At 38.1% G+C, this 15,823-nt stretch carries 12 protein-coding genes; 10 read left to right on the forward strand and 2 right to left on the reverse strand.

Annotated features, from left to right (window positions below; genetic code table 11):
* Positions 1 to 47: 47 nt before the first annotated feature.
* The 10 genes from MuYL_RS08235 to MuYL_RS08280 all read left to right on the forward strand — a co-directional run bounded on the left by MuYL_RS08235 (position 48) and on the right by MuYL_RS08280 (position 12,348).
* Positions 48 to 1,235, forward strand: a complete 1,188-nt coding sequence (locus tag MuYL_RS08235) for a glycosyltransferase family 4 protein (protein ID WP_094570077.1) — start codon at positions 48 to 50, stop codon at positions 1,233 to 1,235.
* Positions 1,216 to 2,088 (forward strand): glycosyltransferase family protein, encoded by an 873-nt coding sequence (locus MuYL_RS08240; protein WP_094570078.1) that lies wholly within the window; start codon positions 1,216 to 1,218, stop codon positions 2,086 to 2,088. The genes MuYL_RS08235 and MuYL_RS08240 overlap by 20 nt, the downstream gene beginning before the upstream one ends.
* Positions 2,078 to 3,235 (forward strand): O-antigen ligase family protein, encoded by a 1,158-nt coding sequence (locus MuYL_RS08245; protein WP_157740695.1) that lies wholly within the window; start codon positions 2,078 to 2,080, stop codon positions 3,233 to 3,235. The genes MuYL_RS08240 and MuYL_RS08245 overlap by 11 nt, the downstream gene beginning before the upstream one ends.
* On the forward strand, positions 3,232 to 3,942 hold the full coding sequence (locus MuYL_RS08250; RefSeq protein ID WP_094570080.1) for a glycosyltransferase family 2 protein: 711 nt from the start codon (positions 3,232 to 3,234) through the stop codon (positions 3,940 to 3,942). Before MuYL_RS08245 ends, MuYL_RS08250 begins: the two co-directional genes overlap by 4 nt.
* 278 nt (positions 3,943 to 4,220) lie before the next feature.
* Positions 4,221 to 5,111 carry an NAD-dependent epimerase/dehydratase family protein gene (locus MuYL_RS08255; RefSeq protein ID WP_094570081.1) on the forward strand — a complete coding sequence of 297 codons (891 nt, stop codon included), beginning with the start codon at positions 4,221 to 4,223 and terminating at the stop codon, positions 5,109 to 5,111.
* A 113-nt stretch (positions 5,112 to 5,224) separates the two neighbouring features.
* Complete coding sequence (locus MuYL_RS08260; RefSeq protein WP_094570082.1) at positions 5,225 to 6,196, forward strand: MraY family glycosyltransferase; 972 nt, start codon at positions 5,225 to 5,227, stop codon at positions 6,194 to 6,196.
* A 157-nt stretch (positions 6,197 to 6,353) separates the two neighbouring features.
* Positions 6,354 to 8,309 carry a polysaccharide biosynthesis protein gene (locus tag MuYL_RS08265; protein WP_094570083.1) on the forward strand — a complete coding sequence of 652 codons (1,956 nt, stop codon included), beginning with the start codon at positions 6,354 to 6,356 and terminating at the stop codon, positions 8,307 to 8,309.
* Entirely contained in the window at positions 8,306 to 8,947 is a 642-nt protein-coding gene (locus MuYL_RS08270) for a hypothetical protein (RefSeq protein WP_094570084.1), read from the forward strand. Before MuYL_RS08265 ends, MuYL_RS08270 begins: the two co-directional genes overlap by 4 nt.
* Positions 8,944 to 10,635, forward strand: coding sequence for a capsule assembly Wzi family protein (locus MuYL_RS08275; protein ID WP_094570085.1), 1,692 nt, complete (start codon positions 8,944 to 8,946; stop codon positions 10,633 to 10,635). Before MuYL_RS08270 ends, MuYL_RS08275 begins: the two co-directional genes overlap by 4 nt.
* 15 nt (positions 10,636 to 10,650) lie before the next feature.
* The gene (locus MuYL_RS08280) at positions 10,651 to 12,348 is read left to right on the forward strand and encodes a capsule assembly Wzi family protein (protein WP_094570086.1); all 1,698 of its coding nucleotides are present in this window, start codon (positions 10,651 to 10,653) and stop codon (positions 12,346 to 12,348) included.
* Here the strand turns inward: MuYL_RS08280 and MuYL_RS08285 are convergent.
* Together MuYL_RS08285 and MuYL_RS08290 are read right to left on the reverse strand one after the other, a co-directional pair.
* A complete protein-coding gene (locus MuYL_RS08285) occupies positions 12,345 to 13,412 on the reverse strand; it encodes a hypothetical protein (protein WP_094570087.1) in 1,068 nt (355 codons plus the stop codon). The genes MuYL_RS08280 and MuYL_RS08285 overlap by 4 nt on opposite strands.
* Positions 13,413 to 13,414: 2 nt before the next feature.
* The gene (locus MuYL_RS08290) at positions 13,415 to 15,811 is read right to left on the reverse strand and encodes an SLBB domain-containing protein (protein WP_094570088.1); all 2,397 of its coding nucleotides are present in this window, start codon (positions 15,809 to 15,811) and stop codon (positions 13,415 to 13,417) included.
* Positions 15,812 to 15,823: the final 12 nt, after the last annotated feature.

The following is a 15,823-nucleotide window of genomic DNA, read 5'->3' on the forward strand; positions in this document are numbered from 1 at the left end:
GGTTGCTGCGAGTTTGAAATGATATATGGAATACAAGGTTTTAAAAAATGATTAATATTGGCTTTATGTTGAATTTCCCTGTTGAATACAAAGGGGGAATCAATTACCTGAAAAACCTTTTTTATGCTATCCAGCAATGTAAAGATACCGACGTTAGCGTCATTTTATTCGTCCCCGACGACACGGATGATGAATATGTCGCTATTTTTTCGCCATATGCAAAAATTATAAGAACTAAAATTCTTAAAAGGAAATCTTTCCCCTGGCTCCTGAGCCGGATTGGAGAAAAATATTTTGGCTATGATCCGCTGGTTCATTTTTTGCTTAAGAAAAACAACATTAGCTGTATTTCGCATTCAAATTATGTTTGTCCCGATAAAAAAATTAAAACTATCAATTGGATACCTGATTTTCAATATTTACACTTACCCGATTTATGGACAGCCAAACAACTATCAGAAACTTCCAGGCTTCATAAATATTTAATAGAAGGTAGCGATAAAATCGTCTTAAGTAGTTTTGATGCTTTTAACGATTTTAAGACGAAGTACGATAAAATAAGTAAAAAAGTGGAAGTTATACATTTTGTTTCTCAACCGGTGGCCAATCAGGGCGGTACATCGAAACCTGAAAACAAAGGGTATAAAACTAATGATGTGCCTTACTTTTATCTTCCCAATCAATTTTGGACCCATAAAAACCACATAACAGCATTTAAAGCATGCGAAATTTTGATTAACAGGGGCCATAAATTTCAGTTAATAACCAGCGGGCACATGAAAGATTTTCGGAGTAATGATGATCACATAGCCCAACTTGTTAAATATGTTAAAGAAAACAACCTGGATCAAGTGATAAAATTTCTAGGTTTAATTCCATACACAGATGTTTTTGAACTTATTAAAAATGCTGCTGCATTGGTTAATCCTTCATACTTTGAAGGCTGGAGTTCGACAGTAGAAGAGGCGAAATCTGTTGGAACTTTAACATTACTTTCTGACATTCCTGTTCATAAAGAACAAAACCCCCAAGGCGCAAGGTTTTTTGATCCGGATAGTCCCGCTGAATTAGCTCAAATAATGGAAGACGTTTTAATTAACAAAATCCCTTTTTTTAAAGCTTCTCCGAAGGTTTTGAAAGAACAACTGGATAACAGGACTATAATATTTGGTCAGAAATACATTGACCTTGTTAAGAATTTAACCTCGCCGGCAAATGCAGAACGACATAGCTAATAAATTACTAATAGTACTAGTAGTGTATCAGCAAAACTATTTTGATACTATCGCTTATAAGTCGTTAGGCTATAATATCAGGAAACTGGATCCGTCGAATGCCGGTCGGTTTGGAATTTTTATTTACGACAATAGCCCCAATAAATATAATGAAACATCAAGCATCCCTGGCCTAACACAAACTTATTACCACAACCCTGAAAATCCCGGTGTAAGTACTGCATACAATGCCGGTTATTATTATGCAAAGAATACAGAATACAACTGGCTCATTTTGGCTGATCAGGATACAGAGTTTAGTGCTGCGGGATTGGAGGAATACTTAAAAAGTATTAGCGTATTTCCAGATGTTTTAATCCATTCACCTATTTTAAGAATCGACAACCAAATTATTTCCCCTTCCAAATATAAATTTAGAAGGGGGTTTCCGCTAAAAGCAGTCGAGCCTGGAAAGCAAAATTTGGGCGACATAGTCCCTCTTAACAGTGGTATGTGTATAAATCTAAGGGTATTCGAAAGAATTGCTATTTACAACGAAAAAATCCGCCTTGATTTCAGTGATTTTGATTTTATAAGGAGAATTACCCCCCAAGTGAAATATTTTGTAGTGATGCCTGTAGCGTTTAATCATTCTCTTTCGTCATATAGTGAAACATATGATTCGGCGTTGAACAGGTTTAAATATTATTGTGATGGTGCATATCATTCAATTATAACCGTCACTGACTTTTTTTTATTTGGATTGGTAACCTTTATGCGAGGGATAAAGCTTTGTTATAAATTTAGACGACTAAAGTTTTTGAAGGTGTTTTATAACTCATATGTTCTTAAAAAGAAATTTAATGAAATCTAAACTGATTTACTTTATATTCTTTATTACCCTTTATGAACTTGCTTTAATGGGAAGCGGTCAAATGTTGAAAGCTGGCCCGCTTACGTTGAGAATGTTTTTGTTTATATCAATCGTATCTGTTTCCGTTGTCGTAGTACTGTTATCAAAAAAAATTGAGAAGTACTTTTTAGTCCTCACTTTATTATACAGTGTTGTGTTATCGGTTGGCATATTAGTTGCTGTAATAAATCATAATCCATTGTCAATGGTGATGGAGGATTTGAAACCGCTCATCTATTTTTTTAGCATATTGTTTTTTTCATTGATGATTAAGGATGCGGTCGCTATCAATATGGTGAGTCGGGTAATGAGAAATTCAGCTATTATTCTAGCAGTTGGCTATTTGTGTTTTCTAGCCGGATTAGCAGCCGGATTGATCAATTTTGATGTGGTTTACGGACTGCTTGATTCTACCGGAGAGTTTTTTTTTCGGGGAACCAGCGGTTTTTTTTATAAAGGATTTTTATATATGTGTACGGGAGTCTTTTTTTTTATCAATAAGTTCTCAGTCAGGAATACATTTATCCTTGTACTACTTGTAACAGCGATTGTTTTAACGTTTACCCGGGGCTTCTTGCTTTCACTGGTGCTTGTGGTAATTATATACTTGTTAATATTTTACAAACAGAAGATAGTATCATTTGTTATTGTTATTTCGGGAGCAGTATTAGGCTATCTGTATTTTGGCGTATATGCCGACGTGTTAGGTGATAAATCTGATTCTGATAATATTAGAGTAATGGAAATAGCTCAGGTTAAGAGTGCGATAGATCCTTTTAGCTTTTTTGTAGGCCATGGATTTGGAAATGGTGTTGATGTTAGACCAGATCATATGGAAATATCTTATTTGGAAATTTTTCACAAGCAAGGAGTGATAGGCCTTTTTTTTTGGATATTTATATTAGGCGCTATTTTTTTTTCATATAACAAAGCCCGGCATAATGGAAATAAAGAAGCAGCGCTACCTTATTTATTAGCTTCTGTTTTTGTATTTTTGCAATCTTTTACGAACCCTTACCTAAACAACCCGATTGGAATGTCTGTTGTAATAATTGCTATAGTAGCCCTAAGAAGATTAGAAATAATTAAAATAGGAGTAGCCCGATGAATATTTCGGTTTGTATAGCCACCTATAATGGTGAAAAATATATAAGAGAGCAACTGGAATCAATTATTCCACAGCTCCCGGAAAACGGAGAAATAATTATTTCCGACGACTCATCTACTGATAAGACGCTGGAGATCATTGAATCTATCAACGATAACAGAATCAAAGTTTTCTCTAATCAAAAGTTTAGGAGCCCAATTTTTAACTTTGAAAATGCCATAATTCAGGCGCAGGGTAAATATATTTTTTTGGCGGACCAGGATGACAAATGGTTCGGCAATAAAATAGAAGTTATGCTAAATGCTTTGAAAGATCATGATTTGGTTGTAAGTAATGCTATGATCGGCGACGAGTCGTTAAATATTATTAAAGACTCTTATTTCGCTTGGAGAAATTCTCGTACCGGTTTTTTGAAAAACCTTTTCAAAAATTCTTACTTAGGTTGCTGCATTGCTTTTGATCGCAAACTAATAGATGTCGCTTTACCATTCCCTGAAAATATTCCGATGCATGATATGTGGATTGGAATGGTGGCCGAGATGTATTTTAAGCCAATATTTATCCCAAATAAGTTAATGATATACAGGCGGCATGGCAACAATGTTACTCCTCTTAATACTAACTTTACCAGCAATAACAGCTTGCGCGATAAAATAAGTTTCAGGTATAATTTATTGGTAGCAGTTATTAAAAGATCGTTAAGATGAAGATTGTTTAGTTCTTAGCATCTGCCTGCGGCTTGCTGAAATTAAGAAAATTACCAAACCTTTTCTATCTTACTCCTTTAGTCATTAATCACAAATTTAAATAAGCTTTTGGTGCAAAAATGGAACTTCGGGCAACCCGGATTTATGAAGATAAAGCATAGATTAGAGGATAATTATACAGGTTGTATACTTATCCGGGATAGGCAAGATAAATATCTTATTTTTGGGGAAATAACCAGTGCTATCAGTAGTTTTTTAATATTAATTAAGTTTATACAGTGATTACTTTACTAACCGGCTCGTCAGGTTTTTTTGGATCAGAATATATAAAATTATGGAAACCTGATCCCATAATCACCTTAGGCAGAAAAAATTCGGTTGTTAAAGCAGACTTGAGTATTCAAGTTCCTCAAATTGATGCTGTTGATCTGGTAGTTCACGCAGCAGGTAAGGCACATGCTGTTCCAGGTACAGATCTGGAAAAAAAAGAGTTTTTCAATGTTAATGTAACAGGAACTAAAAACCTGCTTTTGGCGCTTGAAAATGCGCCGTTGCTACCCCGATATTTTGTTTTTATAAGCAGTGTTGCCGTTTATGGTTTGGAAACTGGTAATTTAGTTGATGAAGATTCGCCGCTATTAGCCGTCGATCCGTATGGTAAAAGCAAAATTGAAGCCGAAAAATTAGTGACTGATTGGTGCAAAAAAAACAATGTTATTTGTACCATATTGCGACTGCCTTTATTGGCCGGTAAAAATCCTCCGGGTAATTTAAAATCAATGATTAACGGTATTAAGGCCGGATATTACTTTAACATAGCTGGTGGTAAAGCAAAAAAAAGTATGGTGATGGCGCTGGATGTTGCTAAAATAATCCCTAAAGCAGCAGTCGTAGGTGGAATCTACAATTTGACAGATCAGCATCACCCCAGTTTTTTAGAGTTATCTTCCCTGATGGCTAAGCAATTAGGAAAAAAGAGACCTTTGAACATCCCTAAATGGGTAGCAAGTTTATTAGCAAAAACCGGAGACGCCCTTGGTTCAAAAGCACCTATAAATTCTAATAAATTAAGCAAAATCATTTCTGATTTAACATTCGATGACTCGAAGGCTCAGCATAAAATAGGCTGGAAGCCTGGTGCCGTATTAGAGCAGCTTGAAATTTTTTAATAGATTTTCACAAGCGCGGGGCTTAAAAAGCAGTCGGTAGATAACTTCGTTGTTTCTTATAAGGCTAATTCCGTTTCTAATGTTAATTTTGCAATATTTACGGCACATCGTCTATGAATTTCATTTTGCTTCCAATTTTCTTCTTAATATTATTTGCCGTTGAAATGGTTTATTTCAAACTAGCCGACAAATACAACATTATTGATCACCCCAATCACCGCAGTTCACATACTAAAGTGACCATTAGAGGTGGGGGCATTGTATTCAGCCTGGCATTACTAATAGCACCATTGTTTTTTAACCTTCAGTATAATTATTTCCTGGCGGGGCTATTCCTGATCAGCCTGATTAGCTTTATGGATGATATTAAACACATGAGCAGAAGAATAAGAATTACTGTTCATTTAATAGCAGTATCGTTGCTGTTTCAGCAATTACATATTTATCACTTTCCTATCTATTGGATAATTCTTGGTTTTATCTTATTTATAGGAACCATAAATGCAATTAATTTTATGGACGGTATTAATGGTATAACCGGTGGATATAGTTTAATAACATTAATAACATTATACTACATTAATGAACGGATAGTTACATTTACTGATAGTAACCAGCTTATTGTTACGATAATAGCATTGCTGGTGTTCAATTTTTTTAATTTTCGGATCAAGGCGAAATGTTTTGCCGGCGATGTTGGCAGTGTAAGTATCGCATTTATCATGCTTTTTTTTCTTCTACAGTTAATTATCAAAACAAATGATCCAGCTTATTTGCTTCTATTACTAATTTATGGTTTGGATTCAACAACAACAATATTGTTTAGAGCTATAAGAAAGGAAAATATCCTGGAGCCGCATAGAAGTCATTTTTATCAATTTTTGGTTCATAAAAAGAAAGCGTCGCATTTGCAGGTGGCTGCAATATACATGGGTGCTCAAGCTCTGGTGAATATCGTTTTGTTGAATTTGGTAACAAAGCCGGCTTTGATAGTTGTTTTATTCCTGGCTTTCTCAATCCTGGCGTTCGTTTTTATACGTTTAAAAATGGAAGGAAAAGTAGGTTTACTAACTATTGAGAAGTAGCTTTATTTTAGTAAATATATGAAGCTATTATTAAGTTGATTACTTTTGATGCTAAGAAATTTGATGAATTATGCAGAAAGCATAGGTAAAACACTTCTGAAAACTACTTTACCAGGGTGTTTTAAAATTTAATTAACTAGTTGTTTATTATTTATACATGAAATCTTCTACCATATTCAGGCAAATAAATATTGTACCCCGCTGGATTATTTTAACGCTCGACCTGGTAATTAGCGTTCTGTCTTTAGGTTTAGCATATTTAATTAAAGGGAACTTCAATATTTCCAATGTGAATTTTGTGGAGTTTAGCCGGAATACGATAATAATTCTGGTTATAAGCACTATAGTTTTTTTTGTGGTAAAAACCTATAGTGGGATTATAAGATATACGAGCGCTCAGGATTCATTCAGGATTTTGCTGGCTGTATTTATTAGTAATGGGGCTGTTTTTTTAATGAACATCATTTCTGTGGCGTTCAATAAGCCTCTTTTTATTTCAAATAGTATTCTTATCATTAGTTTCCTGGCGTCTTTTTTACTAATGGTTATTTACCGGGTTGTTGTGAAGTATTTTTTTGTTTATATAAAGAATCTAAAACTGGACAAAAAGAGAATCATTATTTATGGTGCCGGAGAAGCAGGGGTAGCAGCAAAGAGAACGTTTGACCATGATTATAAAGTTAACAAAAGCGTAGTGGCATTTGTTGACGACGATCAGCGAAAGGTCGGGAAAACTATCGACGGAATTAAAATATTAGATGCCAGCAATTTATCGACACTAATAGCGGAACATGAATTGGACGAGATTATTTTTGCATCTTATACAATCTCGCCCGATGTGAAAAATAACATAGTTGACGTATGCCTTGAAAATGAGATTAAGGTACTAAGTATTCCTCCTCCTGATGTTTGGCCCAGCGGTAAGTTACAGCCTATACAGATTCAAAAGATAAATATAGAAGATCTGTTAAACAGGAAATCTATCGAGATTGATATAACGGGTATTAGAAATGAACTAAAAGGCAAGAGAATTCTGATAACAGGTGCTGCTGGTTCCATTGGCAGCGAAATTGTGCGACAGCTGTTAAAATTTAACACCGGACTGATCATCATGTGCGACCAATCAGAAACGGCGCTCCATCATTTATACCTTGAGATGGAGGAAAAGCACACTGATTTAAATTTTCATGCTTTTATCGGCGACGTTAAGGACGAAAAAAGAATGCACCACCTGTTTGAAACTTACAAACCCCACTACGTGTACCATGCTGCTGCTTATAAACATGTACCAATGATGGAAGATAACGCGGCTGAAGCGGTAAAAACAAATGTATTGGGTACAAAGACCATTGCTGATCTGGCGGTAAAATACAATGTGCTCAAGTTTGTGATGATATCTACGGACAAGGCCGTAAATCCAACCAATGTGATGGGGGCTTCAAAAAGGATTGCTGAAATTTATGTTCAATCTTTAAATAAATCATTACACAATAAAGATTTCAACTTCAGTAATGGCATGAGCCATTTAAATGATACCAGGCAAAATACACGATTTATAACCACGCGTTTTGGTAATGTGCTAGGCTCCAATGGCTCGGTAATTCCCAGATTCAGGCAGCAAATTGAAAAAGGCGGCCCGATCACTGTAACACATCCTGAAATTACACGTTACTTTATGACGATCCCGGAAGCTTGCCGGTTGGTATTGGAAGCGGGCTGCATGGGTAAAGGCGGGGAGATCTTTATTTTTGATATGGGCAAATCAGTGAAGATTATTGAGCTGGCTAAAACTATGATCCGGTTAGCGGGTTTAGTTCCAAACAGCGATATAAAAATTGAATACACCGGATTGAGGCCTGGAGAAAAGCTATTTGAAGAACTGTTGAACGATAACGAAAACACGATGCCTACCCATCATGAAAAAATTATGATTGGCAAAGTTAGGGAGTATATGTTTAACGAAATTGAAAAACAGATTTATGATCTAATTCATCACGCAAAAAATAACGATGATCACCAGGTCGTAAAGTCCATGAAACAAATTGTACATGAGTTTAAAAGTAAAAATTCGGTTTTTGAGGAATTAGATCACATACCTAAAAGTAATTTATGATAAAAAAGATACTCTTCATCATTCCTCTTTTTTTTATAGCCGCTTGTCATAAGAATGTTAGCAGCGAGGTGGTGGTTTATAACAATGATTTTGAAACAGGGGATCTGTCCAACATCACCACAGGTGTGATCGGGCAGTTCAATAATTCAGCTGTGTTGGGTCAGTATAATAATGGTGGGTTTATTTTGAAGCTTAATAATCTTCCTAAACATGATCTGATTACTGTTTCTTTTGATTTATACATTCATGATAGCTGGGATGGCAATAAAACAGCCCCGGATGGACCCGACATTTGGGAAATGCTGATAAACGGAAGTCCGCTTATTAACACCAGCTTCTCAAATTCCGATTGTTCTCCCGGTAACTTTTGCTCACCACAGTCATATCCTGCTGATTATCCCAGTAATTATAATAATCCCAAAACCGGCGCTTACCGAACTGATTTACCCGGTGCCTGCCACCTGATAACCAGTCCGCATGGCACTACAATGTATAAGATTGTAAAGACCTTTAAAAATTCTGACAAAACAATGGTGCTGCAATGTTTGGATAAATTGATCCAAACAAATACGGATAGCCCTAAATGCGATGAAAGTTGGTCGGTAGATAATATAAATGTAAAAGCAATCACTCTATGAAAATCCTGAAACTTTCATTTATATGCTTATTAACTGCTGTAGTGCAATTTGCTGCCCGGGCGCAAACGTTACCGGTTGGTACCCAGAGCCTGGAGGATTATTATAGAAGAGCGCAGCTACTTGGCAATGTAGATTCCAGTGTCTCTTTTACAGTTCGTCCTCTTTTCCCAAATAGCATTAAGAAAGGTGCTTCCGTTTTTTATCCCGATACAAATGAACGTAAATATGACAATAAGGCTAAGAATACGTGGTCGTTAGGAAAGGGAGGGGTAAAGGGAAGTTTTTTGCCCTTTAGTGTTCAGTCGCAATTTAATTCTGACCATCCATATGGCTGGAACGATGGACCGATGATACCTGCGAAAGGCTTGCAGGCAGTAATAAGCGGGGGCATCTTTGCGGAGTACGGGCCTTTAACTATTCAGTTAAAACCGGAGTTGGTAATGGCCGGAAACGATGCTTTTGACACGTTTAATCCAAAGTCATACGACGTGATTTTTGCCCGATATTACGATATATATAACAATATTGATCTTCCTGTGCGGTTTGGGACCGGGCAATACAATAAATTATACTGGGGGCAAAGCAGTATAAGGGTGAATTATAAGGCAATGTCCTTTGGCGTATCTACCGAGAATTTATGGTGGGGGCCAGGTATAAGGAATTCTCTTTTAATGAGTAATACAGCACCAGGATTTTTGCATTTAACTTTGAATACTTTACACCCGATTAAGACCGCAATAGGCTCGTTTGAAGGGCAAATAATAGGGGGTAAGTTAACTAATTCCGGCTACGCGCCGCTTGAACCGGACCATAGCTACTTCGGAACTAACCTGTATGTTCCAAAGCCCACTGATTGGAGATATTTAGCAGGAATTGTTGTAACGTGGCAGCCCAAGTGGGTTCCAGGATTGTTTTTAGGATTTGATCAGAGTTCGCAAACTTATGGAAAAGATTTGAGCGGTTTGAGAGATTATCTGCCGCTGTTCGCTCCGGTAAAAAAGACCGGCGCTCCTGATGACCCTATTAACAAACAAGATCAGCGAAGCTCTTTATTTATGCGTTGGCTATGGACAGCTGAAAAAGCCGAAATATACTTTGAATGGGCGCACAACAATTACTCCGGCGATCTTACTCAGGCTTTATTATCGCCCGATAAGTCACGGGCTTATATCTTCGGTATCCGGAAAATGGTGCCATTCAACATCGCCAGGAACGAAAATATCCTTATCAGTGTTGAAGTTACCCAGCTACAGGAAACCAATATTGATAAAATTAAACAGGGCGATGAGTGGTACACCAGTAAAAGTATAAGGGCTGGTTATACCAATATGGGAGAGGTGCTGGGGGCGGGTATTGGGCCGGGTGCAAATTTGCAGTCGGTTGATGTAAGTTGGGTAAAAGGGTTGAAAAAAATAGGACTGCAATTTGAACGCTACATCCACAATAACGATTTTTATTATTACGCTTACTATGATAGTTATGACTTTAGGCGACACTGGGTTGATTTAAGCATAGCAGCTAACGGTGAGTGGAACTACAAAAACTTAATATTTAACGCAAAGATACAGGCGATAAAGTCTTTAAATTATCAATGGTATTTGAAACAGAATCCGGGTGACCCTTATTTTACTAATGGTGCCAATGCTGTTAATATACAATTACAGGCAGGTGTTACTTACAGGTTTTAACTTCTACAGCTAAAAATGAGAAAGATATTTTATATAATAAATATAATGGCGCTCTTTACTTTCGTAATAAACACTAAAGTAAAAGCGCAATCACTGCCGGTTGGTACGCCAGTTCTTGATGACTATTACAGAAGGATGCAACTGCTTGGAAAAGTTGACTCTAACATTTCATTTACCGTTCGCCCTCTTTTTGCAGGGCCGATGCTGAAAACGCATGATGTATATGACCCTGATAGTACGTTGAAGACTGATCATTGGGTGTCAACCGGACCTATATCATTTGCTAACGGCCTGGGGAGTTTTCAAATATTGCCGATAAGCTGGCAGCAGCAATTTAATTCTGATCATCCATATGGTTGGAATGATGGCGCAATGATCCCTGCAAAGGGGTATCAAACCATGATAAGCGGCGGGTTTTTCGTAAAATTTGGGCCTTTAAGCATACAACTACGCCCCGAATATGTTTATGCTGCCAACCCTGCATTTAATGGGTTTGCCACCGGACATTCGGACCAGGACCTGATTAATTACTATGCTTTTGGTAATAAGATAGATAACCCTGAACGTTTTGGAACAGGGCCGTACAGCAGGGCTTTCCTGGGTCAAAGCAGCATCCGGTTAACGTTTGGACCTGCTTCCATAGGCCTTTCAAACGAAAATATCTGGTGGGGACCGGGAGTACGTAATGCACTGATTCTTAGTGATAATGCACCCGGTTTTAAGCACATTACCTTAAATACAGTGCGCCCCGTTAGTACGTTCCTCGGTTCGTTTGAGGGACAGATTATTGGAGCGAAACTGGAGTCTTCGGATTTTAACCCACTGTTGGTTACAACATTGTCAAACGGCAAGTCTCTTTTAAGGCCCAAACCTACCAATTGGCGTTACTTTGCGGGTGTTAATATAAATTACCACCCAAAATGGGTTGAGGGTTTAACCCTGGGGCTTACAAGGACATTTGACGCTTATCATAAAGACGTTAATACGTTGAGCGAATATTTGCCTTTCTTTTTCCCTTATCAAAAGCAAAATACAGCTGACGGCGACCCAATTCCACGTGATCAGTACACCTCGTTGTACGCACGCTGGTTATTTACTAAAGCAAAGGCCGAGGTTTATTTTGAATACGGGTTGAATGACAATTCGTACAACTCAAGAGACTTTATAGGGTCTCCGGACCATTCACGGGCTTATGTTTTTGGTGTAAGAAAAATGATAGATCTCAATGGTCGTCCTGACCAGCATCTTCTGTTTGGGGCTGAGGTAACTCAACTATCAGAAACGGCTGACCGGCTGGTTAGGGAGGCTGGTACCTGGTACGTGCATTACCAGGTTTTGCAGGGGCAAACTAATCTTGGACAAATCCTTGGTGCCGGTACAGGCTCCGGAGGGAATCTGCAATCAATGGACTTAAGCTGGGTATCTGGATTGAAAAAATTAGGCGTACGGTTTGAACGATATGAGCACGGCGTCGATTTTTCAAATATTTATCTGCCTGATATAAATGGCAATAGCAGGAAATGGGTTGATTTTGCTTTTGCTTTGCAAGGCGAATGGAATTATAAAAACCTGATATTTAATGCTACCATTGAACAGGTAAAATCATTTAACTACGAATGGGTGCTGAAAGACTACAATCCTGATCAGTATTATATTCCTCATAATGATGTTTATAACCTGCATGCGGTGCTTGGTGTAACATTCAGATTTTAATCAGCCTGCTTTTTCCTGGTTAATAATTTATAAAAGCTGAAGAGAATACCCGCTATAACCAATCCGCTTAATATCGCAATTGAATATTTAAGCCTGTTCTTTTTTAAAGGTAATTCTGGTTCGTCAACAATCTGTACGGTTGGGGTTTCCTGTGCCAGCATGGTTTTGCTTGACTCCAGGTTTTTTACTGTCTCTGAAAAAATGGTTGATAGTACAATCTTATCGCGCTCCTTTATATCAACGCTGGCATTTGCCCTGGTATAGGCGGGGTTAATATCCAGCAACGTTTGGTTGGCTGACGAAAGATCATAAGTTTTTCTGTTAAGTATTGCACCAATGCTATCCGCACGTTGTTGCAACCGGTCAACATTATTTCGCAATCTTTTTGTTTTGGTGCTTACGAAGAAATCGGTTGATTGTTTGATCATCCTATTGCAGAACAGCAATGCTAACTTTTCATCTTTCATGGTAGCATCAACCTCAAAAAAGCCGAGTTTTTTATCCGTCTTTGAAATTCCAAATTCACCCGCCAGTATCAAAGAGGTCATTTCATGCAACAGGCTATCCTGGAGCCTGCTGTTTTTTAAACCATTTAACGGAAATCGGATGATTTTGCCATCGGGGCTGTATTTTAGCCATTTTTTATCAAGCTTATTGACAGCAGCATACCGGTCTGCAAGCGTTTGAGTGCTGTCGTAAGCGGTTAACAAGGTAGCCTTGATAAGCCGATGACTTTTAATCAATTCTTCAACGTTATCGCCGGCCAATACGCCGCTTGCTCCGCCTAACCCATCCAGGTTAAACCCAAACTGTCCTGCCAATGCAGAAAGCCCGCCAGCTCCGCCACCTGATTTTGAATCGTCAACAACAAATGTTAACCTGGCGGTGTAGGTAGGTGTCCACAGCCATGCTGTTAAAGCCCCAAGCAAACCACCAATAATTAAAACCAGTGCCAGTGCTTTCTTAAATTGTAAGATATAAGTAATATCGCCTACACGGTCATTAAGCAGCTTTTTAAATGAGAACTCCGGTTCGTATGGGTATGGAGAATTTTCCTGGGTCATTGTTATTTATGTAAAATGGCAATAATACTAACTATTGCAGTTAATGCAGCGGCTATTCCACTTATATCTCCGATCCCAATTTTTATCCTGGAGTCAGCCGTTTTTTCCGGAACCACAATTTTACTTCCTGGTTTTACTACCGGGTAATTACGGAAAAACAAGAAGTGCCTTACCGGTTGATTCAAACCATCAGGATATTTAATGTACGCGCCTTTTAAGCGTGCATTTTGAGTAGTGCCTGCAGCAGCATTGATGTAGTATTTAAACCTACGGCCATTATAGCTTACATATTGAGGGTTATTTACCGCTCCTGAAACTTCAACATACGAGATAACGCGCGGAACATATAAACTATCGCCCGGCATTAATATCATATCAGTTTTTTGCTTCTGATTTGGGTTCTTCCTTGTAAGGTCTAAATTAACCCTGATCCCTTTGCGGTAAACCTGGGCATTTTCAATAGATCCGTAGGGTGTTACGCCGCCGGCCCGTGTTAAGAAATCAAGAGCCGTTTCATCGCGTTTTTGAACTGCATAATCTCCCGGAAATACAACTTCGCCTTTTATTTGTACGTTTCCTAATGAGCGGTAATTAACCAGTCGCGGAACATAAATAAAATCCATAGGCTGCAGTTCAATTTCCTGGGTAGCCGCCGGATCATCCATATTTACAATAAAAGTATTGACCAATTGATTGGCAACACTGTCTGACGAGTTTTTAATGATCCTCGAGATCTCTACGTGGTGATTAGCTGCCTCTTCGTCAAAGCCGCCGGCCATTGCGATAACATCAGCGAGTTTTAATCCTTTACGATAAGTTATAATGGATGGTTTTCTTACAAAACCATCAACCGTTATTTTTTGATCGGGGGTGAAAATATCGCGGTTGAGTATTACAACGGAGTCTTCACGTAACAATGGGATATCATTCTTTCCGCTTACAACATCCTCCGGTTTAAACGAAACCAGTTCTTTTGCCAGATTAGGGAGTGTTCTTTTAATATAGCCGCGCTCCATATAAGCTTCAGGCTTTAAACCCTGCGCATTTTTTAACAACTGCGCCAAAGTAAAGCCGGCAGTCAGCTCATATATCCCCGGCCGGTAAACAGCACCCTCGAGTGTGATCCTGTTGGTGTAGCGGTCTGTAATTGCCCCAATTTGAACCATGTCGCCATTATGTGGTATGTAATTGGCAAATAGATTTGCGGGAACGTCTTTAACCTCCCTTTCAAGGGCGTTTATCTGGTCAACCTTAGCAATGCCTTTATAGGCAATGTCTGTATAACCGCCGGCGTACTTAACCAGGTCTTCAATATTTTCATTATCTCTTAGCTCGTAAATTGCCGGATTTTTTATTTCCCCGTTAATGCTCACCCGTTTTTTGTAAACTGGGATCCTGATCACATCCTGATCCTCAAGCCTGATATTTCCATCAAGCAAACCGCGTTGCAGAAAACTGTAAAAATCAACCGTTTTATAAAGTTTGTTATTTCTTATCAGCTGAATATCCCGTAATGATCCGTTTTGATTTGGCCCCCCCGAATTATATAAGGCATTAAATAACGTAGATAAAGACGAAAGGGTATATGATCCGGGTGTTTTTACTTCGCCAACTATGGTTATTTTAATACTACGGGTATTGCCTAAATTAATTGCAAGTTGAGTTTGTCCGGAACTTAAAGCAGGATAAACCTTGGTCATTTTGCTCCTGATTAAATTGGTTGCCTGTTCAATGGTAAACCCATTCACATACACAATGCCTGCGTATGGGATCTGTAAATTACCTTCAGGGCTAACTTTACTACGCACGCTGCTTTCATTTAAACCGGTTAAGAGTACAATTACTTCATCGCCAGGGCCCAATACATAGCCTTTAGGTGTAGCTACAGAAAAATTGGGTTCAAATTTTATAGCGGTTTGATTAAAGAATTCAGAACCATAAACGCTTAATGTTTTTACGGCAACAGGCTGTTCAGGCTTGACAGATTTAGGGGCTATCACGGTATCATTTATGTCCCTTGAATAATCTATCTTTTTCTTTTCAGATGATTGGGTGGTTTTAGATCCTGTTTTTTTATTTAAACCAAGTAAGGTTACCCTGTTTTTGAACGCTTCAACTTCATCAGCGGGCATTCCTTTTTGAATCAACAGTTTATAGGCATCCTGTTCAGGAATTCCAGAATCCTGAAGCTTTTTCCACGCCTGGGTTATTTGCTCGTCACTTAATGCTGCTACTTTAACGTTTTGAATATTGCTCAGTGAAACTTCCTGGGCCATGGCTTGCTTTGAAAAAACAGTTAAAGCAAAAAATAAAATATATAACAGGTATTTAATCCGCATGTAGAAATTGAGGTTAAGCTTGTGGTGCAAATATAAAATATTATATCGGTCTAATTCCATAAATAGCCGGCC

The sequence above is a fragment of the Mucilaginibacter xinganensis genome, from assembly GCF_002257585.1.
Taxonomy (GTDB): Bacteria; Bacteroidota; Bacteroidia; order Sphingobacteriales; family Sphingobacteriaceae; genus Mucilaginibacter; species Mucilaginibacter xinganensis.